This is a genomic window from Proteiniphilum sp. (genome assembly GCF_034331125.1).
Classification (GTDB): domain Bacteria; phylum Bacteroidota; class Bacteroidia; order Bacteroidales; family Dysgonomonadaceae; genus Proteiniphilum; species Proteiniphilum saccharofermentans.
Map to the genome: position 1 here is coordinate 89030 of NZ_JAXQGC010000019.1, position 22877 is coordinate 111906.

The 22877-nt window shown below is 43.9% G+C and carries 16 protein-coding genes; 12 read left to right on the plus strand and 4 right to left on the minus strand.

Annotation, left to right across the window (positions count from 1 at the left end; genetic code table 11):
* Positions 1-6: 6 nt before the first annotated feature.
* Positions 7-2490, plus strand: a complete 2484-nt coding sequence (locus U2P89_RS04895; RefSeq protein WP_322190769.1) for a helix-turn-helix domain-containing protein — start codon at positions 7-9, stop codon at positions 2488-2490.
* Positions 2491-2624: 134 nt separating this feature from the next.
* Here the strand turns inward: U2P89_RS04895 and U2P89_RS04900 are convergent, their stop codons facing one another.
* Positions 2625-3884, minus strand: coding sequence for a phosphoglycerate kinase (locus U2P89_RS04900; protein ID WP_091906047.1), 1260 nt, complete (start codon positions 3882-3884; stop codon positions 2625-2627).
* 114 nt (positions 3885-3998) lie between these two features.
* A complete protein-coding gene (locus tag U2P89_RS04905; RefSeq protein ID WP_313380165.1) occupies positions 3999-4415 on the minus strand; it encodes an OsmC family protein in 417 nt (138 codons plus the stop codon).
* A 186-nt stretch (positions 4416-4601) separates the two neighbouring features.
* Between U2P89_RS04905 and U2P89_RS04910 the strand changes: the two genes are divergently transcribed.
* From U2P89_RS04910 to U2P89_RS04930, 5 genes are all read left to right on the plus strand, one after another.
* Positions 4602-5645, plus strand: a complete 1044-nt coding sequence (locus U2P89_RS04910; protein ID WP_076932003.1) for an asparaginase — start codon at positions 4602-4604, stop codon at positions 5643-5645.
* Positions 5646-5745: 100 nt separating this feature from the next.
* A complete protein-coding gene (locus U2P89_RS04915; RefSeq protein WP_091906044.1) occupies positions 5746-6162 on the plus strand; it encodes a hypothetical protein in 417 nt (138 codons plus the stop codon).
* Positions 6163-6328: 166 nt separating this feature from the next.
* Positions 6329-8440 (plus strand): GDSL-type esterase/lipase family protein, encoded by a 2112-nt coding sequence (locus U2P89_RS04920; protein WP_322190770.1) that lies wholly within the window; start codon positions 6329-6331, stop codon positions 8438-8440.
* A 108-nt stretch (positions 8441-8548) separates the two neighbouring features.
* Positions 8549-9055: a YciI family protein gene (locus tag U2P89_RS04925; RefSeq protein ID WP_139233411.1), complete on the plus strand. Its 507-nt coding sequence runs from the start codon at positions 8549-8551 to the stop codon at positions 9053-9055.
* Positions 9056-9186: 131 nt separating this feature from the next.
* Complete coding sequence (locus tag U2P89_RS04930; protein WP_019538540.1) at positions 9187-10983, plus strand: glycoside hydrolase family 15 protein; 1797 nt, start codon at positions 9187-9189, stop codon at positions 10981-10983.
* On the opposite strand, the gene U2P89_RS04935 is transcribed toward U2P89_RS04930, so the two are convergent.
* Positions 10970-12061 (minus strand): mechanosensitive ion channel family protein, encoded by a 1092-nt coding sequence (locus U2P89_RS04935; protein ID WP_091906042.1) that lies wholly within the window; start codon positions 12059-12061, stop codon positions 10970-10972. The genes U2P89_RS04930 and U2P89_RS04935 overlap by 14 nt on opposite strands.
* Before the next feature lie 10 nt (positions 12062-12071).
* On the minus strand, positions 12072-14240 hold the full coding sequence (locus tag U2P89_RS04940; protein ID WP_091906040.1) for a bifunctional alpha,alpha-trehalose-phosphate synthase (UDP-forming)/trehalose-phosphatase: 2169 nt from the start codon (positions 14238-14240) through the stop codon (positions 12072-12074).
* A 399-nt stretch (positions 14241-14639) separates the two neighbouring features.
* Between U2P89_RS04940 and nifJ the strand changes: the two genes are divergently transcribed.
* The 6 genes from nifJ to U2P89_RS04970 all read left to right on the plus strand — a co-directional run bounded on the left by nifJ (position 14640) and on the right by U2P89_RS04970 (position 22686).
* Positions 14640-18224: a pyruvate:ferredoxin (flavodoxin) oxidoreductase gene (gene nifJ, locus U2P89_RS04945; RefSeq protein ID WP_322190771.1), complete on the plus strand. Its 3585-nt coding sequence runs from the start codon at positions 14640-14642 to the stop codon at positions 18222-18224.
* A 91-nt stretch (positions 18225-18315) separates the two neighbouring features.
* Positions 18316-18744, plus strand: a complete 429-nt coding sequence (gene aroQ, locus U2P89_RS04950) for a type II 3-dehydroquinate dehydratase (protein ID WP_322190772.1) — start codon at positions 18316-18318, stop codon at positions 18742-18744.
* A 137-nt stretch (positions 18745-18881) separates the two neighbouring features.
* A complete protein-coding gene (gene pyk, locus U2P89_RS04955; RefSeq protein WP_322190773.1) occupies positions 18882-20354 on the plus strand; it encodes a pyruvate kinase in 1473 nt (490 codons plus the stop codon).
* 118 nt (positions 20355-20472) lie between these two features.
* On the plus strand, positions 20473-21105 hold the full coding sequence (locus U2P89_RS04960) for an O-methyltransferase (protein WP_076928698.1): 633 nt from the start codon (positions 20473-20475) through the stop codon (positions 21103-21105).
* A 7-nt stretch (positions 21106-21112) separates the two neighbouring features.
* Positions 21113-21451: a 30S ribosome-binding factor RbfA gene (rbfA, locus tag U2P89_RS04965; RefSeq protein WP_091906033.1), complete on the plus strand. Its 339-nt coding sequence runs from the start codon at positions 21113-21115 to the stop codon at positions 21449-21451.
* A gap of 11 nt (positions 21452-21462) precedes the next feature.
* Positions 21463-22686, plus strand: coding sequence for an FtsX-like permease family protein (locus U2P89_RS04970; RefSeq protein WP_322190774.1), 1224 nt, complete (start codon positions 21463-21465; stop codon positions 22684-22686).
* Positions 22687-22877 lie beyond the last annotated feature (191 nt).

Genomic DNA, 22877 nt, shown 5'->3' on the forward strand with positions numbered 1-22877 from the left:
ACCTTTGTGGGTGTCATACATTGTGATAAGATGGACAACAACCAATTAGCATTTGATTTTGCACTTCACACCAACCGGAATTTGTTTATTACCGGAAAAGCAGGTACGGGAAAAACAACTTTCCTTCGTCGCCTGAAAGAAATATCCGGAAAGCAAATGGCGGTGGTGGCACCTACGGGCGTGGCGGCGATCAATGCCGGTGGTACTACTATCCATTCTTTTTTTCAATTGCCGCTTACCCCTTTCTTTCCCACACCTGAAGGACGGAAACAATTGATCAGCCAGACAAGGATGCGGGGACATCGGCGGCGGGTATTACAGGAGTTGGAATTGCTTGTGATCGATGAGATAAGTATGGTGCGGGCCGATCTGCTGGATGCGATTGATGCTTCCTTGCGCCATTTCCGATACAGGAGTGACCAGCTTTTTGGCGGGGTACAGGTCATTTTTATCGGTGATATGTTCCAGCTCTCGCCAGTAGCGAAAGAGGATGAGTGGCGTTTATTGTCTGAATATTATCCGAGTCCCTATTTCTTCCACAGCCGGGCGATTATGCAGGACTTGCCTGTCTATATCGAATTTGAGAAAATTTACCGTCAGACAAACAGCGATTTTATACGGGTATTAAATGAGATACGGAACGATTGTCTCTCCCCTGAAAGTTTCCGGATGCTGGAAAAACGTTATGATCCGCTGTTTACACCCAGGGATGAAGATGACTATATTGTCCTCACTACACATAACTACAAAGCGGATCAGATCAATACCCGTGAATTGGCGAAATTAAAGGGGAAAGCCCATAAGTTTTCTGCCAAGATCGAAGGTGATTACCCCGAGAAGAACTACCCCACCGAGCCGGAATTGGAACTGAAACCCGGTGCAAAGGTGATGTTCCTCCGGAATGATACCGAGGCGGCACGTTTCTATAATGGTAAAACAGGTGTGGTCGATAGAATTGATGGAGACACTATTATTGTGTGTTGTGATGGGAATGAGTATATCGAGGTGGAACGTACCCAGTGGGAGAATATCGGTTATTCGGCCAATCCCGAGACAAAGCAGATAGAGGAAAACACATTGGGGCGTTTTATACAATATCCCTTACGTCTGGCATGGGCTATTACGATCCATAAAAGCCAGGGGCTTACCTTTGACAAAGTGATGATCGATGCCGGACAAGCCTTTGCACCGGGGCAGATATATGTGGCATTGAGCCGGTGCCGCTCGTTGGAAGGTATTGTACTATTGAGCAAGATCCATCCTGATAGTATCCGTAATGACCGTCAGATTATAGACCATGAGAAGAATAAGCTGACCGTTGATGTGCTTGAAACCCAGTTGGAAGAGTCGCGCAATGCTTACCGTTCCCATCTTCTGTTGTCAATTTTCGATTTTATGGGCATTTTGACACAAGTCAGGCGTTTGTCGTCGAAAATCAAGGAGTGGGGAGAGTCCTTCAACGATGAGACACAACCCTACTTGCGAAATATCCAACAACAATTGGAGGAGACAGAGCGGGTAGCGGCTAAATTTCAGGTACAGTTGAACTCAATTATTCGTCAGCAGCCCCTTAGGGAAGACTATTTAAAAGATCGGTTAAGCGCTGCTGGTGATTTCTTTATGGAGAAGATAGACCTGTTGATAGAGGAACTGCGGCAATCTCCGGCTTCGACCGATAGCCGTGCACATGCTGCCGAGTATAACGAAGCGATACAGGATGTTTTTTCCGATCTGGCATTGAAGAAGCATCTACTCGGTAAATTCAAATCCGATACAACAATTGAGGCCTATTTTGAAGCAAAAAACAATTTCAGGCTTCCATCCTTTAGTGTGAATGCTTATGCTATATCGGCCTCCACAAAATCCGACCTGTCGCATCCCGGTTTATACCGTCTGCTGGTAGAGGAACGAAATAATATCTGTGGACCACGGGACCTGCCAATTTATTTGGTAGCTGGCAGTAAGACACTCTATGAGATGGCGGAATATTTGCCTCAAAATAAAAAAGAACTACTCCAAATCACCGGATTCGGGCCGGCCAAAGTAGAGAAATATGGACAGGCTTTCTTATCGATCATTCAGGATTATTGTGAAAGGCACGGCTTAGAGTCCCGTTTAACGGAGAAGGGAGTATCCAGGCGAAAGCAAAAGGAGAAGAAAGAGAAAAAAGAAAAGAAAAAGAAAGGTGACAGCCGGCGACTCAGTTTGGAAATGTTTCGGTCCGGAAAAACCATTGAAGAAATAGCCGAAGAGCGGAATCTGGCAATTTCTACTATTGGTACGCATCTTGCAAAATATGTGGAGACAGGCGAGTTGGTCATTACCGACTTTATTCCCCGGGAGCGGCTGCGTCTGGCCGAAGAGAAGTTGAGGACTGCTTCGCCCGACGACCCCGTATATTACACATTGCAACCCGATTTTTCGAATACCGAAATCATGGTGATACTTGCACATAAAAGAAGAGGAGGCTCCGAGAGTTCATTTCTGTAAACATTAAAGGGTGGAAGCTCATGGAGAGCTCCACCCTTATCATCCTTATGCTTTAGAAACAAGAGCCAAGAATCAAGAAACAAGACTGATTACTTTACTATAAGGCTTTGTTATATCCATTTTTCTAAAGAAGATCAATATCCCCTTATCGCCTTGATTCCCGGAAGCACTTTGCCTTCGATCATTTCGAGCAGGGCACCGCCGCCGGTAGAAACATACGATACTTCATCTGCCTGTCCGAATTTATTGACGCAAGCTACAGAGTCGCCACCTCCTACCAGTGAGAAAGCTCCTTTTTTGGTGGCATCTACAATGGCATCGGAAACAGCGCGTGATCCTTTGTCGAAATTGTCGAATTCGAATACTCCGACCGGTCCGTTCCACAAGATAGTTTTGGAGTTTTTAATCACTTCGGCGAAAGCTTTTTCCGATTCCGGACCGATGTCAAGGCCTTCCCACCCGTCGGGTATCTCTTTTACGGATGCAAAACCGGTCTTGGCGTCATTACTGAAGCTGTCCGCAATTTTTGCATCGGTAGCCAGTACCAGGTTTACACCTTTCTCTTTTGCCAGTTCCACAAGTTCTTTTGCCAGATCCAGCTTATCGTTCTCTACGATAGAGTCGCCAATCTTTCCTCCGAATGCTTTGGCAAAAGTATAGGTCATTCCTCCTGCAAGGATCAGATTGTCTACCTTATCCAGCAGGTTCTTGATAATCTCTATTTTGGTAGATACTTTAGAACCACCCATAATGGCTGTGAAAGGACGTTGCGTTTCATTCATCACTTTTTCGACGGCAGTGATTTCGTTTTGCAACAGGTATCCGAATAATTTATGATCAGCATCGAAATGGTCGGCGATCAGCGCTGTGGAGGCATGGGCACGGTGAGCAGTTCCGAAAGCGTCATTTACATATACATCGGCATAAGAAGCCAATTTTTTGGTGAATTCTTTCTGCGACTCTTTCACCTCTTTTTTTGCTTTCGCAGTTTCTTCTTCAGTAGCGTCTGCGGCTAAGCGGGGTTTGCCTTCTTCTTCCGCATAAAAACGGAGATTTTCGAGTAACAATGCTTCACCGGGACGTAATGCAGCGGCTTTGGCTTCAGCTTCTTCACCTATGCAGTCGTTGGCGAACTGTACATCCACTCCTAACAGCTCCGATACACGGGGAAGGATATGTTTGAGTGAAAATTTATCGGTTGGTCCTTTCGGTCTGCCTAAATGCGATCCTATGATTACGCTGCCTCCATCCTTCAGGATTTTTTTCAGTGTAGGAATAGCAGCGCGGATACGTGTATCGTCGGTGATGTTGAAATTCTCATCGAGAGGAACATTGAAGTCCACACGCACAAATGCCTTTTTACCGGCAAAATTAAAAGTGTCCATTGTTTGCATAGTTCAGTATATTTTATAAAAAGTTTTGCGAAATAACCCAATTACGGCAATGCCGAATAAAGTGCAAAGTTACAAAAAATGTGGAATTTTTTCCATAATAGCTGTAGGGAAAATTCAGGAGTTCTTTATCACCACTTCATAGGTTACAGGTACCGCTTTTTTATACATGGCCAATACACCGCAATAGTTGTCGAACGAGAGTTTACATGCCCGTTCCAGTTTTTCTTTCGGAAGATTATCCCCTTCAAATTCGTAGATCACTTTTAGTGATGTATATTGTTTAGGATGTTCTTCGCTCATTTCTGCGTCGATACGTATGTCAAAACCTTTCAGGTCGATTCTCATCTTACGGACAATTTCCACCACATCCAGTCCCGTACATCCTGCGGCTGCAATCAAAAGGAACCTCTTCGGCCTTGGTCCCGCATCATTGCCTCCTGCTTCTTTCGCCAGATCAATAGTAATCTTGTGTCCGTCGATCTCGGTATCAAAAATATTATTTTTTCTCCAAACTGTTTGAATAGAATGCATTGCCATTTTAGCTCTCTCTTTAATGATTATCCGACTATCTAATTAAAACAAATTATTTTCCCTTTTGGTTCGGAAGATGAAAAAGTAAATTTTTAAGGTGTTAAGTTCGTTATTATGATTAAATTTATGTCAAAAAGATAATCATTTAATTACAAATTGCTATTTTTGCGTAAAAAATATGCAAATATGATTGATAGAAATACGAATGTACTCCTTATTTACACAGGGGGAACCATTGGAATGGTAGAAAATGTAGAAACAGGTGCTCTCGAACCGTTTAATTTCAGTCATCTTCGCTCTAACATGCCGGAGATAAAGCGATTGAATTTCAATGTGGAAACCTACCTGTTTGATCCTCCCATTGATTCATCGGATATGTCTCCTTCGATCTGGCAACAAATAGTTAAAGTGATTGAAGATCATTATGATGAATATGACGGATTCGTGATTCTTCATGGTACAGATACGATGGCTTATACTGCTTCAGCACTAAGTCTGATGCTGGGTAATCTTACCAAACCGGTAATCCTGACCGGATCACAACTTCCTATCGGTAAACTCCGGACGGACGGGAAGGAGAATCTTATTACCGCTCTTGAGATTGCAGCCGACAAAAATGCTATCGGCCGTCCTATCGTTCCTGAGCTGTGCATTTATATGCAAAACCTGCTGATGCGGGGAAACCGTACTACCAAGGTCAATGCCGATCACTTCAGTGCTTTCAATAGTCCCAACTATCCTTATCTGGCCGAGGCGGGCCTGGATATCCGGTACAATGACCAATTCATCCTCAAGCCCGATTACGAAAAGCCGGTATACTTCAATTATGCGATGGATTCCCATGTGGTGATCCTGAAACTATTTCCCGGTATTTCCGAGGAGTCGGTGCGGGCACATCTCGGAATTCCCGGCCTGAAAGGGGTTGTATTGGAAACATATGGCACAGGGAACTCTCCTATTCATCCATGGTTTACGGACTTATTGCAGGATGCAATAGAGCGGGGTATTGTGATTTTGAATGTTACCCAGTGCCTCTATGGAGGTGTAGAGATGCATCGTTATGAAAACGGACAACGTCTGGAGAAATTGGGTGCAGTGAGCGGACACGATATCACTACCGAAGCTGCTCTTGCCAAGCTGATGATCCTTTTCGGGGAGGGTAAAACGCCGGCCGAAGTAAGCCGCCTGATGTCTGTCTCCCTCCGTGGTGAATTGACGGTGAGAGGATAAGGAATTTATGTGAAATATTTGGGTTATTAGATATGGGGTGAAAATTATGTTGTATATTTATTGCCAGGATAGGGGAGATTCATCGAAGTAGTTCAGGAATATGCAACATGAAGACTATATAATCCGTGAAATAAAAAAGTTTGGACTGATAATAAGTGCCTTCCGGAATATGCTTTTTGGAGATGGGGAGAATCTTGCAATAACTATAGAGAATAAAGTGGATGAAGCAAAGGGGATGCTTCTGGACGAAATTAACTTTGACCTGGAGATGTTTCTGCATCTAAACGATGAAAAAACAAGTGAATATTTATTGGATTTTGACGGTTTCAATACTGAAAATATAGAATCCTTGGCAAATGCTATGGCAGAAATAGGTTTTAATGCCCAATACGGGAGTTCCAGGAAATATTTGGAGAAAGCATTGCAGCTTTATAGATTCTGTAGTTTGAAAGATAATACTTATTCAATTGAACGAGAGATAAATATCATGGCAATAAATAATGAACTTCAAAAATGATCAACAACTAATAATGACACTATTATTTAAAAAGCTCAATTTCAAACAACATAAAGCAAGTTATATGGTTTAGTCGAATACATCTGCCAAGCCGATTTGCGAAAGTTGAGTAAGACAACAAGTGATTCACTCTTGGAAGAGGGGAATGAATATAAAACTGATTGTAATGAGATATTTAATTTTAACACTGACATTCTTATTGTGCATAACGGATCTGGCAGCACAAAAGCCCGTCAAAGTAGCCTGTGTGGGTAATAGTATCACCTATGGTGCCGGAATTATAAACCGTGAAAAAAATTGTTATCCTGCACAACTCCAGGCATATCTGGGTGATAATTGGGAAGTGAGAAATTTTGGAGTATCTGGCAGGACAACTCTTTCCAAAGGTGATCACCCTTATATAGAGACGGATGCTTACCAACAATCTTTATCTTATCAACCGGATATAGTTCTGATTAAGTTAGGGACTAACGACACTAAACCCCAGAATTGGAAGTACAAAGAGGATTTTCTAAAAGACTATCAGACACTTATTGATAGTTATAGGGCGTTGGGATCTCATCCCCGTGTTGTTTTACTTACGCCGGTACGTTGTTTCTTGCCGGAGGGCTCTTCTATCAACTCACAACTGATAGAGAAAGAAGTGCGCCCCATGCTTGAAGAACTGGCCTGGAGAAATGATCTGGAGATCATCAACATGTTCAATATATTTGGGAATGATTGGAAATCTTATCTTATGCCTGATAAACTACATCCTTCATCTATCGGAGCAGGAGTCATGGCAAAGAAGATATATAATTTCCTCACTTTGAATTCTTCTCTTCAGGCAAAATCTATTGAGTCGGTCGTACCGCGTGATGCACAAAAATTCAACTTTCATGGTTATCAGGGGTATGAATTCTATGATAAAGGTGTACTTTGTAAAGTGGTCAAACCATATATAGAAGCCGAAGGGAGGCCATGGGTAATTCGTGCACGTTTCTGGAATCATGAACCTCAGACAGATATCGATCTGTTGGAACAGGGGTTCTATATCACTTATTGTGATGTAACAGATATGTATGGATCCGATAAGGCTGTTAGACGATGGGATCGATTCTATAAAAAGATGGTCAAAGCCGGATTTAACAAGAAAGTAGTACTTGAGGGAATGAGCCGTGGCGGTTTAATTGTGTATAACTGGGCAGCAAAAAATGCGGATAAAGTGGCATGTATTTATGCAGATGCACCGGTAATGGATATTAAAAGCTGGCCGATGGGAAAAGGAGGATCTACCGGATCGGTAAATGATACCCGGAAGCTTTTGGCTGCTTACGGTTTTAAAAACGAAGGAGAAGCACTTGCATGGAAGCGTAACCCGCTGGATTACGCTTCGGTCATAGCAAAAGCGAAAATTCCTGTGATCCATGTAGTAGGAGATGCTGATGCAGTAGTGCCGGTGGATGAAAATACAGCTGTTTTTGAACAACAGATGAATAAGTTGAATGCTCCGATTACTGTAATTCATAAACCGGCTGTAGGACATCATCCTCATTCCCTGAATAACCCCGAAATGATTGTCCGTTTTATCCTTACTGCTACCGGACGAAATAAAAATGATTGCGTACATCCTGTCCCGGGAAATGAATTCCGTACGACAGCGGGTTGGGTTGAAGGGGCAGACTGGTATGGAGTCGCTGAAGAGATCACAGAGACCTTACAGGGTAAGAAATTGAAACTGCTTTTGTTAGGTAATTCTATAACACAAGCCTGGGGCGGTACACGTAAAGCCATTACCAATTTTAAGGGCAAGCAGGCTATGGATGATGCCATCGGTGAAGGGGTATGGGAAAGTGCCGGTATTTCGGGTGACCGGACCCAACATCTCTTATGGCGTCTCCAACATGGCAATTACAATGTTTGTAGGCCTGAGAATGTGGTCATAGCTATTGGTATTAATAATTTAGGAGGGACGGATACTCCGGAAGATACTGCAGAAGGGATTATAGCTGTGGCGAATGAAGCCCGGAGACAATTCCCCAACTCTCATATTATCCTTTTAGGCCCTTATCCTGCCGGTAAGGAAAAGCAGGCTGCATTACGTATTAAATGTGATAGAGTTCATGACATCTTAAGTACATACCCATTTCATCAGCTAGAATATGTCAATCCTACCGGTTGGTATGTTGATGATAACGAAACAATCAGAGAGGGGCTCTATGGCAATGATTATATCCACATGACAAGTGAAGGATATAAAATCACAGCGGAAAAGATTGCAACACTTATACGAAAATAAATACCCGAAGAAGAAGGCTAAAATCAAACTTTCCGGTAGTTAATTTGTGAACAATCTAGCACAGTGTACGTTCATTTCTGTATATATAGATGAATAAAATTGTTGGCAATGAAATATTTATTTGTAGCAATAACACTGTCGTTGGTGAGTGCGGTTTTTGGTCAATCCGATCCTCAAAAAAACAGTGAAGTAGCATTGCAAAGAGATACAACAATCTCAAATTCCAATTACGACAAGGCATTGGCCGTGAAGTTGGGTGCAGATGACTACGGGATGAAAAGTTACTTCTTTGTTATCCTGAAGACGGGGACGAATACTACTACAGACAGAGACTTTATTAGCGAAAATTTCAGAGGCCATTTAGATAATATCCAAAGACTGACGCAAGAAGGGAAATTGGTTGTGGCAGGCCCATTAGGGCAGAATGAAAATAGCTACAGGGGAATTTTTATTCTGAACAATATTGATTCAGCGGAGGAAGCGCGAGAGTTATTACTCACTGATCCCGCTATCAAAAGCGGATTGTTGAATTTTGAGATTTTCACTTGGTATGGTTCTGCTGCGTTACCCGAATATTTGTCCGTTTCCGATAAAATATGGAAAGTCAGTCCTTGACAATAATTGATACTCTGTATAGTATCAGAGAAATTCGTTTTATATGTTTGTGTTCCTTCATTTTTCTTTTTCTAAGAGGGTTTTCCTATCTTTGTTTTTACAGAAGATAGAAAACCACAAAATTGATTGGAATGAAAAATTTGGATTACGGAATCATCGGGAACTGCCGCACCGCGGCATTGGTATCGAAAACCGGGAGTATAGACTGGTTCTGTCTCCCCGATTTTGATTCCCCATCTGTCTTTGCGAAACTGCTGGACGAGGAAAAAGGGGGTAGTTTTCATTTTGAGGTGTCGGATGAATATACCATTACCCAGAGTTATCACGGGCATACCAATATGCTGTTGACAAGGTTTGAGTCGCCTGAGAACGGGTTTATCGTGTTCGATTATATGCCCCGTTATCAGACCGAGGCGAACCGCTATTATATGCCGCCGGAAATTCACCGGTATATCAGGGTCACGAGAGGACGGCCGTTAGTCAAAATAATTTACGATCCAAAGATTAACTATGCCAGGGAAGAGGTCCGCCATGAAATAGTGGGGAGTTATATTAAAACGCATTCAGCAGAAGATTCAGAAGATAAAATCTATCTCTATAGCAGTTTTGATCCGGAAGTAGTGATCAGCCGTGAGGAGATTGAGCTGGCCGGACATCATTTCTTTCTTTTGTCGTATAACCAGAAATTAATGACTGTGGATATCAACCGTATCCTGTTGGAGTATGAACGCACGAAAGTGTATTGGCTCAATTTCGTGAATCGCTCCAGGGATTATCTGCAATACAACGACATGATCAAACGCAGCCTGCTTGTACTTAGATTGTTGTCATACCAGGAATCGGGAGCCATGTTGGCAGCGGTGACTACCAGCCTGCCCGAAAGCATCGGGGAAAACAGGAACTGGGATTACCGCTTCTGTTGGTTGCGCGATGCTTCCATGTCGATAGATACGCTGCTGTTCATGAAACAGCGGGCAACGGCAGAGCGTTTTATCGGTTTTGTGAAACGCATCCTGAAGTCGTCCCGTAACGAAACCATCCAGATCATGTATGGTATCCGTGGCGAACGTGAACTGACGGAAGAGGAACTGCCCCATTTAAGCGGTTACGAGGGATCACGTCCTGTAAGGATCGGGAATGCGGCCTACTATCAGGAACAAAACGACTCCATTGGCTATCTGTTGGATGTTATTTATAAATACTATCTCTATTTTCCCGGTACGCTGGACGAAGTGGAGGAGATATGGGAGATCATCAAGAATCTGGTGCGCTCGGTATTGGCTGCGTGGGACAAACCGGACAGAAGCATCTGGGAATTCCGTACAAGGAAGATGCATTTTGTCTTTTCGAAAGTGATGAGTTGGGTAGCTGTTGACAGGGCATCGCTGATTGCTGAACTGTTACATAGGGATAGCTATGCCGAGAAATGGCGCCGGAAAGCGGATATGATCAAGGCGGAAGTGCATGAAAAGGGATGGAGCGAAGAGTTGCAATGCTTCACTCAGGCCTATGGTAATACCGATTATGATTCTTCGTTGTTACTTATGCAGTTCTATGATTTCATCGAACCCGACAATGAGCGGTACGTAAAAACGGTAAAGGCCATCAAAGAGCACCTTTATCATGAAGGACTTATGTACCGTTATAAAGCAGAGGATGATTTCGGTGTGCCTACCTCTTCATTTACTATCTGTACTTTCTGGCTGATCGAGGCGCTTTTTAAGATCGGCGAAACAGAGGAGGCACGTGAAATATTTGAGAAGATGATTTCCTATTCCAATCATCTGGGGCTCTACAGCGAAGATCTCGATTTTAAGACCAAACGTCAGTTAGGCAACTTCCCGCAGGCTTATTCACACCTTGCATTTATTAACACAGCAGTGCTGTTCTCGGAGGAGAAGCACCTTTCCAAATTTATTCGTCCGTAACAGCTGGAGTCCCTTTTTCTCCCGTAGCGGCAGAGTTGATCTTTGCAAATGAACCGGGATAGTACCGATTGATAAAATCGATCAGTTTTTCGCGGACAGCTACCCGGAGATCCCAATTGCTGGATGAGTTGTTACTGCTGACCAATACCCTTATCTCTTTGCACCACTGCTTGCTTTCGGTGACTTGGATGTTATGGACACGTCCATCCCAATTGGGGTCATCTTCCACTATGCGTGCCAGTTCTTCACGCAATGGTTCCAGAGGCAGGTCGTAAGAGACATACAGGAATACTGTTCCCAATATATCGGAAGTGGTTCTTGTCCAATTTTGTATGGGGTTGTTCAAGAAATAATCGATGGGTATGATTAACCGTCGCTCATCCCAGATCTTTACCACGGCGTATGTGATATTGATTTCTTCAATACGCCCCCATTCTCCCTCGATGACTACTACATCATCCAGTCTGACCGGCTGTGTAAAAGCAATCTGGATACCGGAGAATATCTGTCCGAAACTACGTTGGGCTGCGAATCCTATAATGATCCCCGCCACTCCTGCCGAAGCCAGCAGGCTGACACCCAGTTGCCTGACTGAATCGATGGTCATCAGTGCTATCGAAAAGAAGATAAAGGCTGTGAGTATGATCGTGATCCTCTCGATCATACTCATCTGTGTAAGCCTCTTCCTAGCTTCAAGATTATTGGGATTATTGATGTCGAGCTTGTTCTGCCAATAATGAAAGGTACCCCTGATAATCTGTACAATTATCCATCCGAGTGTGAGAATCAGCAATATCCGGCTTATTTTCTGTAAGACTTCAAAAGTGCGTGCATCTTCCTGTAACAGCGTACTGAATATATTTAATAATATAGCGAAAATGATCCATATCCCGGGAACTCTGAAAAGGCGGACAATAAAATCATCAATGTGGCTTTTACTTTTTTGTGTCCGAATCCTCCATTTCCTGATGATAAAATTAAAAACAAGGACCAGTATGATGAATAATGCAATAAATAGCAATGCAATAAATGGGTATCGTAGTGAACTGTTGGGGATAAGATGGTCAATAAAATCCATAGGGAGATTGTTATTTAATTAAGTTGGATAAAAATGGAATTACAGATGACTGTAAAGGGAGACGATATTTCGCTGCAGGAGAGAAATTACCTACCTTGATGCTGATACCACCCGGAGGAAGTACCCTGAACATATCCTCATCGGTAGTGTCATCGCCGATAGCCATCACAAAGTCATACGCCCCCTTGTCCAGCCTGCGCAGCACTTCGCTGCCTTTATTAAAATCGGGAGGTTTGACTTCTACGATCTTATTCCCCGGAACGATCTGTAAGTTCAACCTGGAGCAGGGGCCTATGAGGGCGTTGATCAATTGTTGTGCCCGCAGCTCGGCAAGCCAGACGTCTACTTTGCGATAGTGCCACACCAGGGCGGCATCCTTTTTTTCCAAATAGGAGCGGGGAGTTTTATCTATCGTATGTTGGATAATGTCAATGATCTCGTCATCCCATTCCACTTTCTCCTGTATGTTCTTATACCATTGCCCGTTTTCCTTGTAAAACATACCATGCTCGGCGGCAAAATCAAGATCCAGACCCTCAAACCATTGATCGAGTATTTGACGGTTCCTGCCACTGTTGATCACCACTTTGTTTTTTTTGTCTGAAGTCATCTTTTGCAAAAGATCCAGCAATTCGGCAGATGGAACAGCATCCTCAGGTTTTTTGACGAACGGGGCGAGAGTGCCGTCGTAGTCGAGCAGGATCAGGCGGGATGTCGCTTCGTCATAGGCGCTCTTGATCTGATTAAGCTGTCTCTTCCCCACGATTTTCTGCAATATCACTTTATTCTGGGCTTTGATTGACTGTAATTCTTCCACAAAATCGTTCGCCCATTTCTTTACCGACTGCTTGGATATCCGCTTCTGCATATTATGTAATCTCTCTATCTTTTCCTCTTCAGGCATGCGCAGGGCTTCCAGTATGGCCCTTTCAATCTCGTCGCTATCATTGGGATTGATGGTGATGGCATCCTGTAATTCAATGGCAGCACCTGCCATCTCGCTGAGGATGAGGACACCACTGTGACTGTTCTTGGTTGCCAGATACTCTTTGGCTACCAGATTCATTCCGTCACGGAGAGGGGTTACCAGGGCAATTCCGGCGATGTCATACATGGCAATCAATTCTTCAAACGAGAAACTGCGGTAGAAGTAGTATATAGGAGTCCATCCCAGTCCGGAGTATTGACCGTTGATCTCACTAATAGCCTGGTCGATCTTTGTTTTCAGGTCTGCGTAAATATCCACACTGTCGCGTGAAGGCACCACTATCATAGTCAGCGATACCTTCTCATGATATTCGGGATGATTATCCAGAAACTGTTTGAAACCCTGCAGACGATGAAGGATACCTTTACTGTAATCGAGACGGTCAACAGACAGTATTACAGTGGTATCACCTAACTCTTCGCGGAGCATCTCCGACTTTTCCCTCACTTCCTGTAATGCAGGTGCGTTATGGTATTGTTCGTAATTGATACCCATCGGGAAAGCATCGACATGTACGATCCGGTCTTGGAGATTGATCTCATCGAGACTACAGTTCAGGTCGAGTACGCGATAGATGGCACTGATAAAATGCCGCATATAGTCATGCGTGTGAAAACCGATGAGATCTGCACCGAGCAACCCTTCCAGTAACGCTTCCCTCTTTGGAAGTACCCTGAAGAGTTCGTAAGAAGGAAAAGGAATATGGTGAAAATAACCAATATTTGCATCCCGCTTTTCTGTACGAATCATTTTGGGCAATAACATCAGTTGATAATCCTGGATCCATACCATATCATCCTTCTCTATAAAGGGGATCGATTCCTGGCAAAATAACCTGTTCACTTCCTGATAGGCTTCCCAATACTCCGTCTTGTATTCTATGTAGGAAAAAAAGTAATGGCACAACGGCCAAATGGTGCTGTTGCTGTAACCTTCGTAATAGTGTTCGATCTGGCCGGCCGACAGAAAAACCGGATGAAAATCCATTTCATGTAGTTTCTCTGTGATCTCCTTTTTTTCCTCCTCATCCTCAGTATGAATACCTGGCCAACCGACCCAGAATATTTCGGATTCAGTCTCTAATGATCCGAGGCCGGTGGCAAGGCCGCCTTCACTTCTGACGATGCAGAACCCTTCCTCTTTTCTTTCTATTTTAACCGGTAACCTGTTGGCTATTATTATTATCTTCATAAGTTAAACTAAAAACTAAAAGTGAAAAATTAAAAATGAATTCTGGACTTCTCCACTTCTTATTTCTAACTTCCTATTACCACATTATTCAATACTTCCCGAAGTCGGGATTGGCATATTGGCGCATTGGTATATTAATAATAACATCATATTCCCATGAAAGATTATTTTTTAACTTTATTTTATGAATTTAACTGTTTTTCCTCTTATTCTTCATGAACAAAAAATAGTATGGTTTGTTGCTTCCACTTTTTTATAGTAATTTCGTCGTTCAGATTACAACTATGTCGTTGCGTAAATTGGAAATCGAGGAACGACTCAAATAATTTGTAGAAAACAAACTATTGAAACAGATCTAAATTAGGGATTGCAATTTTATAGTAACATCATCATATAATTATGGCAAAACAAAAAACTTACTTAACCTGCGACGGTAATCAGGCCGCCGCTCACATCGCTTACATGTTCAGCGAAGTAGCTGCGATCTATCCGATAACCCCTTCCTCCACCATGGCCGAATATGTGGATGAATGGGCAGCATCCGGAAGAAAAAATATTTTCGGACAGCCTGTGTTGGTACAGGAGATGCAATCGGAGGCGGGAGCTGCCGGAGCAGTACATGGTTCTTTGCAGGCGGGTGCACTTACATCCACATTCACTGCTTCACAGGGCTTATTGTTGATGCTCCCCAACATGTACAAAATAGCAGGAGAATTACTTCCCGGAGTATTTCATGTTTCGGCACGTGCATTGGCATCACACGCTCTTTCTATTTTTGGTGATCATCAGGATGCGATGGCTGCAAGACCTACCGGTTTCGCACTCTTCGCCACCGGATCGGTGCAGGAGGTGATGGACTTGGCTGCAGTAGCCCATCTCTCCGCAATAGAAAGCCGTGTTCCTTTTCTCCATTTCTTCGATGGATTCCGCACATCACACGAGATCCAGAAGATAGAAGCTTTGACGAATGACGATCTTGCACCGCTCATCAATCAGGAAGCACTGAAGGCTTTCCGCGACCGTGCACTGAATCCCGATAATCCTGTTACAAGGGGAACGGCACAGAATGACGATATCTATTTCCAGGCGCGTGAAGCTTCCAATCCGTTCTACGATGCAGTACCAGGTGTTGTGGAAAAATACCTCGAAAAGCTGGCTGCAGTGACCGGCCGTAAATACGGCCTGTTCGATTATTACGGTGATCCACAAGCTGAAAGAGTGGTGATCGCCATGGGGTCTGTAACGGAAACCATCCGTGAAGCGGTGGATTATCTCAACGAAAGGGGAGAGAAAGTGGGAATGGTGGCAGTTCATCTCTATCGCCCCTTTAAAGCCGAAGCATTCCTGTCGGCCATTCCTGAAACGGCGAAACGTATCGCAGTGCTCGATCGTACCAAGGAACCCGGTGCTGCCGGACAACCGCTCTATCTCGATGTCAAGGATTGCTTCTATGGAAAAGAAGGAGCTCCAGGGATTGTAGGAGGTATTTACGGCCTTTCCTCTAAAGATACAACCCCCGCACAGATCGTATCGGTATTTGAAAATCTTTCGATGAATATACCAAAGAACGATTTCACTATCGGTATTGTAGATGATGTGACATTCAAATCACTTCCTTTGAAAGAGGAAATCACGATAGATGAGACTACTTATGAAGCCAAATTCTACGGACTGGGATCGGATGGTACGGTAGGAGCCAATAAGAACTCTATCAAAATCATCGGTGATAATACCGATAAATATGTGCAGGCCTATTTCGCCTACGACTCCAAGAAATCGGGTGGATTTACCTGCTCGCACCTTCGTTTTGGAGACAATCCTATCCGTTCAACCTATTTGGTGAATACACCCAATTTTGTGGCATGCCACGTACCGGCCTACCTGCATTTGTATGATGTGACCCGCGGATTGAAAAAGAACGGTACGTTCCTGCTCAACTCGGTATGGCCTAAAGAAGAGGTAGGTAATCATCTCCCCGACCATATCAAGAAATATTTTGCCGAGAACAATGTCAGGTTCTACATTATCAATGCGACGAAAATTGCCAATGAAATCGGGTTGGGCAATCGTACCAATACCATTCTGCAATCGGCATTCTTCAAGATATCCAATGTAATTCCTTATGAACTCGCTGTGGAGCAAATGAAGAAATTCATTGTGAAATCCTACGGAAGAAAAGGGGAAGAGGTGGTGAAAATGAATTATGCTGCTGTCGATCGTGGGGGAGACGTTGAACAGGTGGAAGTACCTATTGAATGGGCATCCATCCAGACCACTGCCGATCTTTCCGATGATGCTCCCGAATTTGTCCGCAAAGTGGTTCGTCCGGTGAACGCCCAGCGCGGTTACGACCTGCCTGTTTCTGCATTCAGTGGCCGTGAGGATGGTACTTGGGAGATGGGCACGACTGCTTACGAGAAACGTGGAGTAGCAGCAAAAGTGCCGGTATGGAACCCCGAAGCATGTATCCAGTGCAACCAATGTGCTTATATTTGTCCTCACGCTACTATCCGTCCGTTCGTACTCACTGAGGAAGAACAGAAGGGATTGGGTGCTGATGTGGAAATATTGAAAGCGCAGGGTAAACAATTCCCGGATATGGGTTATCGTATTCAGGTCGATGTGCTTGATTGTCTTGGTTGCGAGAATTGTGTGGATGTATGTCCCGGCAAGAAAGGACAAAAGGCGCTTCAAATGGTACCGATCGGTACACAGTATGACAACCAGAAGAACTGGGATTACATGATAAATCATGTGACCAGTAAAGCCCATCTGGTAGACGTGAAGCTGAATGTGAAAAATACCCAGTTTGCCACGCCGTTGTTTGAATTCTCCGGCGCTTGCTCTGGTTGTGGTGAAACACCTTATGTGAAACTGATCACCCAGCTCTATGGCGACCGGATGATGATCGCCAATGCCACAGGTTGTTCTTCTATCTATGGTGCTTCTGCCCCGGCTACCCCTTATAGGAAAAATGAAGAGGGAAAAGGACCGGCATGGGCTAACTCGCTTTTCGAGGATAATGCCGAATATGGATATGGTTTTGCAATTGCCCACATGAGCATGCGTAATCGTATCCGGAGCTTGATGCAACAAGGGCTTGTCTCCGGAGAATTTAACGAAGAGCAACAAGGGCTGTTCCGTGAATGGATCGAAAATGGTGAGGATGCTGAATTATCAAAAGAACTGGCGCCGAAAATCGTTGCTTCTCTTGCCAGTGTGGATAACCACATCGCAACTGAGATTATTTCATTAAAGAAATACCTCTCCAAAAAATCGATCTGGGTATTTGGTGGAGACGGTTGGGCATACGATATCGGATTCGGAGGACTCGACCATGTATTGGCGAGTGGGCAGAATATCAATATATTAGTGCTTGATACAGAGGTGTATTCCAATACCGGAGGTCAATCATCCAAATCTACTCCTACTGCTGCGGTCGCTAAATTTGCCGCTGCCGGGAAGCGGATACGTAAAAAAGATCTCGGAATGATTGCTGCTACCTACGGATATGTATATGTAGCTCAGGTGGCCATGGGGGCTAATCAGGCACAAACCCTGAAAGCAATCAAAGAGGCGGAGTCTTATAATGGACCTTCAATTGTGATCGCTTATTCACCCTGTATCAGCCACGGATTGAGAAGAGGAATGGGGTATGCACAGTCTGAACAGAAGGATGCGGTACAGTGCGGATATTGGCATCTGTGGCGCTATGATCCCCGTCTTGAAGATGAGGGCAAGAATCCTTTCCAACTCGATAGTAAGGAACCTGACTGGAGTCGCTTTAAAGACTTCCTGCTCGGTGAAGTGCGTTATACCCAATTGATGAAATCATTCCCCAGGGAGGCAGATGAACTTTTTGCTGCTGCAAAGGAGAATGCACAGTGGAGGTATCGCTCTTACAAACGTATGGCTGAAGCATCATTTGCTACACCGGTAGCAGAAGGACCGGTCGCTGGGACGATCGATGATGAAGCGAACTAAGTAACGACATAACTGTTATATTTTCGGGGGTATTACTTATTGTAATGCCCCCGATTGTATGTACCTTTGTGCTCTAAATAGATATACAGTTATGAAAATTCAAATCATCAATGGACCAAACCTCAACTTATTGGGTGTTCGTGAGCCGGAAGTGTACGGAGGCCAGACTTTTGGAGATTATCTGGATCAGTTGAGGAGCGATCATGCAGGAATAGAGATCGATTACTTTCAATCAAACGTGGAAGGAGAGATTATCAACAAGATACAAGAAGCTGGATTTGAGAGTGATGGTATTATTCTTAATGCGGGTGGTTACACCCATACTTCCGTGGCTATTCGTGACGCCATTAAAGCGATTCCTGCTCCGGTAGTAGAGGTGCATATTTCTAATGTACATGCCCGGGAAGAGTTCCGGCATCACTCTATGATATCGGCCGTCTGCCTTGGAGTGATCGCCGGCTTTGGAATGGACTCCTATCGCCTGGCACTGAGTGCGCTGGTAAAGTTAGAATTTTCTTAGGAACGAGGACAGAAGCAAACTTGTTTGCATTTTGCCGAGTGACGACAGAAAATGGACGAAGTCAAATAAGAAATAAGAGATAAGAAGTTAGAAGTTCAGAATCTTGAATTTTGAATCTGGAATATAAATAAATATATATGTATAAACATACTAAAATTATTGCTACGATTTCCGATAAGCGTTGTGACATACCCTTTTTGGAACAACTCTATGATGCAGGAATGAATGTTGTAAGGCTTAACTCGGCCCATCTCGATGAAGAAGGGTTCCTCAATATTATTAACAATGTACGGACAGTCTCCGACCAGATTGCTATATTGGTAGATACCAAAGGCCCGGAGATTCGTACTACCGTCCTGGAAGATCCTATTGAGTTGAAAATAGGAGACAAAATAAAAATTGTGGGGAATCCTGATAAGATATCGTCAAGGGAGACCTTATATATCACCTACCGGAATATCACCGATGAGATGCATATAGGAGATGATATCCTGATTGATGACGGAGAGGTAGACCTGGAAGTGATTGGGGTCACGAATGATTCTCTTCTTTGTTGTGCTAAGAATGATGGTGTGATCGGAAGCCGTAAGAGTGTGAATATCCCCGGTGTACGTATCAATCTTCCTGCGATTACTGAACGGGATAAGAAATTCCTTGAATTAGCCGCCAAAAATGATGTGGATTTTGTAGCTCATTCATTTGTGAGAAGCAGGGAAGATGTTGAAGCCGTACAGGATATCCTGGACGAGTTGGGAAGCCATATCAAAATCATAGCCAAGATTGAAAACCAGGAAGGTGTGGATAATGCCGATGAAATACTGGAAGCAGCTTATGGTATCATGATTGCCCGGGGTGACCTGGGAATAGAGGTCGCACAGGAGAAAATTCCCGGTATACAACGTGTACTGATCAGAAAAGCCATCCATCATAAGAAACCGGTTATTGTAGCTACTCAGATGCTGCACTCCATGATCAATAATCCCCGTCCTACACGGGCTGAGATCACTGATATTGCCAATGCGATCTATTATCGTACCGATGCCGTGATGTTGAGTGGTGAAACAGCTTATGGTAAATATCCGGTAGAAGCGGTACGTACAATGGCAAAAACTGCTTATGAGGCCGAATTGACCAAACTGTCAGAAAATGATATCCGTGTACCTTATGATCCGGCAGACAACCGTGAAGTGACGGAGTTTCTGGCCAAACAGGCAGTGAAGTCATGCGCACTTCTAAATGTGAAGGCAATCGTGACCGATAGCCACACAGGCAGAACTGCCCGGGTTTTGGCGGCATTCAGGGGAAAGAGTCCCGTTTACGCTATCACCACTACTAAAAGGCTGGCGCGTGAGTTGGCGTTATCATACGGTATTTGGGCAGAGTTCCAACAGGGAAAAGGTGACGGTAATACCAAGGAAAGCCGCAGGGCTTATTTTACAGAAGCCATCCAGCAGTTGGTAAATAAAAATACAATTGAATCGCAGGATAGGGTAGCTTATCTGGGAGGGAGCTTTGGGGAGACCGGTGGGACTACCTATTTGGAGATTATAGATGCCTGGAGAATTCTCGAGGCAAAAGAGAAATATAATCTGCCCGATTATACGATGTAGTCTCTTTGAGTGAATGATAATGCCTTCGGCGATATGCGCTTCGCACGATAATACTTTCAGTGATAATGCATTTCGTGCGATAAAAATAATTAGTAATTAGTAATTGAAAAGGGGGCGAATGAGTAAAATAGAAGAATACATACTGTCCCATATAGATGCGGAGCCGGAGGTGCTGAAAAAGATCGACCGGGATGCGCATATGAAACTGTTGCAGGGAAACATGACTTCCGGGCATCTGCAGGGACGCTTCCTGAAAATGATCACGCAAATGATCCGTCCGAAGCGGGTACTGGAAATCGGAACCTTTGTCGGATATTCAGCTCTCTGTTTTGCAGAAGGCCTTGTAGAAGGCAGTGAACTTCACACCATCGAAATTGATGATGAATTAGAGGATCGGATACGCGATAATTTTGCACAGTCTGAACACGGAAACAAGATTATCCTTCATATTGGTGATGCGTTGGATATCCTCTCCGGTTTTCCGGATGAAAGTTTCGACCTCGCTTTCCTTGATGCTGATAAGGAAGATTATTGTCTTCATTACGAAGACACCCTCCCGAAGATCAGGAAAGGAGGTTTTATCCTGGTCGATAATACCCTTTGGTACGGAAAAGTAATAGAAGAGGTGAAAAGTAACGATTGGGCAACCCGGGCGATATTGGATTTTAACAGGAAACTGGCCGACGACGACCGGGTGGAGAAGGTGATCCTACCTCTCCGCGACGGATTAACATTGATAAGAAAAAAATGACAATAGCATGGATACGAACAGACAACAAAAAGTAAACCGGTTGATACAGAGAGAACTCAGTGAGATCTTTTTACTTGATGCCAAAAAGATGCAGGGGATATTGATCTCGGTAACCAACGTACGGGTATCGCCCGACCTGGGTATCGCTCATGCCTATCTGAGTGTGTTTCCGTCGGAGAAAGCAGAAGAGCTGGTTAAAAATATCAATGAAAATGTGAAGACCGTCCGTTACGATCTGGGTAAGCGGTTAAGAAACCAATTGCGGGTGATCCCTGAACTGACGTTTCATGTGGATGACTCGCTCGATTATATCGAAAATATCGACAGGCTATTGAAAGACCAGTAAAATCCCGGCCGGTGAACGTCTCCTTTTTCATAGCGCGCAGATATCTCTTCTCAAAGAAATCACACAATGTCGTCAATGTGATTTCCGCTATATCGGTGTGCGGTATTGCTGTCGCTACTGCGGCTATAGTATGCGTACTTTCTATCTTTAATGGTTTCGGAGGTATTGTGGAGGGTACCTTCAATGCTTTCGATCCCGATCTGAAGATCACGGTGAAAGAGGGAAAAGTGTTCGATTATCATACGCCGGAATTTGAAAAGGCGTTACAGATAAATGGTATACAGATCATCTCCGAATCACTGGAAGAGAATGCTCTTTTTATGTTCGGCGAAAGTCAGGCTCCGGTGCTGATGAAAGGAGTATCGGAGGAGTTCAAGTTGATGACCGACATGGAGAAGTTATTACTGGAGGGATCGTTTAACCTGCGCGAAGATGTAGTGGACTATACTACGCTGGGTTCCGGATTGGCAATGACACTTGGCGCACGTCCCGGTTTTATCAATCCGATTGAAATATATGCACCCAAGCGTGACGTAAGGGTAAACCTGGCTAACCCGGCAGCAGCATTCACTAGAGCATACATTCAGATTGGTGGCGTGTTCAGCCTCAATTCCCCGGAATATGACGAACAAATGGCTATCGTTCCTATTCAACTGGCGCGGGATCTTTTTGGGTATGAAAACCAAGTGACATCACTGGATATCAAATTGGAACCCAACGTCTCGGTAAACAGAGTGAAGCGTGAAATAGAACGTATCCTGGGAGATGATTTTCTTGTGGAAGACCGGTATCAACAACAAAAAGAATCGTACCGGATGATGCAAATTGAGAAATGGGTGACCTTCCTTATCATGGTATTCGTCTTGTTGATTGCTGTTTTTAATCTGGTGGGTTCGCTTTCAATGCTGATCGTGGAGAAACGGGACGATATCAAAAGCCTGCAGAATATGGGAGCATCCGAACAATTGATATCGCGTATCTTTTTGTACGAAGGATGGCTGATTTCGTTTATCGGTATCATCTCCGGGATAATTACCGGATTGGCATTATGTTTATTACAACAATATTTCGGATTGCTTCAGTTAAGTGATACGCCCGGTGCTTATATTATCGATGCCTACCCGGTGATCGTCAAAATGACGGATGTGGTGATCGCCTTTGCGGTTGTGAGCTTGATAAGCCTGTTGACAGTGCTTTATCCCGTCAATAACTTGAGAAAGAAACTCCAACAGTGAAGTTGACGGGATAAGGTGGGTGACTTAACGATGTGATGATTAATCTGCCAATGAGTCAATCTGCCAATCCCGATAAATCGGGACAGGGGATGCCAATGTGATAATAGGACTAATGATTCGATGATTTGAAGATGTGATAATTTGACGATTTGATGATTGAGAATTTTGAATTTTGAATTTTGAATCTGGAA

What these genes read in the sequence shown, in the direction of transcription:
- U2P89_RS04940 (WP_091906040.1), bottom strand. Translation starts at nt 14,240, where the DNA reads ATGAAGATAATAATAATAGCCAACAGGTTACCGGTTAAAATAGAAAGA.
- U2P89_RS04910 (WP_076932003.1), top strand. Translation starts at nt 4,602, where the DNA reads ATGATTGATAGAAATACGAATGTACTCCTTATTTACACAGGGGGAACC.
- U2P89_RS04930 (WP_019538540.1), top strand. Translation starts at nt 9,187, where the DNA reads ATGAAAAATTTGGATTACGGAATCATCGGGAACTGCCGCACCGCGGCA.
- U2P89_RS04900 (WP_091906047.1), bottom strand. Translation starts at nt 3,884, where the DNA reads ATGCAAACAATGGACACTTTTAATTTTGCCGGTAAAAAGGCATTTGTG.
- nifJ (WP_322190771.1), top strand. Translation starts at nt 14,640, where the DNA reads ATGGCAAAACAAAAAACTTACTTAACCTGCGACGGTAATCAGGCCGCC.
- U2P89_RS04925 (WP_139233411.1), top strand. Translation starts at nt 8,549, where the DNA reads ATGAAATATTTATTTGTAGCAATAACACTGTCGTTGGTGAGTGCGGTT.
- rbfA (WP_091906033.1), top strand. Translation starts at nt 21,113, where the DNA reads ATGGATACGAACAGACAACAAAAAGTAAACCGGTTGATACAGAGAGAA.
- U2P89_RS04905 (WP_313380165.1), bottom strand. Translation starts at nt 4,415, where the DNA reads ATGCATTCTATTCAAACAGTTTGGAGAAAAAATAATATTTTTGATACC.
- U2P89_RS04920 (WP_322190770.1), top strand. Translation starts at nt 6,329, where the DNA reads ATGAGATATTTAATTTTAACACTGACATTCTTATTGTGCATAACGGAT.
- U2P89_RS04960 (WP_076928698.1), top strand. Translation starts at nt 20,473, where the DNA reads ATGAGTAAAATAGAAGAATACATACTGTCCCATATAGATGCGGAGCCG.
- pyk (WP_322190773.1), top strand. Translation starts at nt 18,882, where the DNA reads ATGTATAAACATACTAAAATTATTGCTACGATTTCCGATAAGCGTTGT.
- U2P89_RS04915 (WP_091906044.1), top strand. Translation starts at nt 5,746, where the DNA reads ATGCAACATGAAGACTATATAATCCGTGAAATAAAAAAGTTTGGACTG.
- U2P89_RS04935 (WP_091906042.1), bottom strand. Translation starts at nt 12,061, where the DNA reads ATGGATTTTATTGACCATCTTATCCCCAACAGTTCACTACGATACCCA.
- aroQ (WP_322190772.1), top strand. Translation starts at nt 18,316, where the DNA reads ATGAAAATTCAAATCATCAATGGACCAAACCTCAACTTATTGGGTGTT.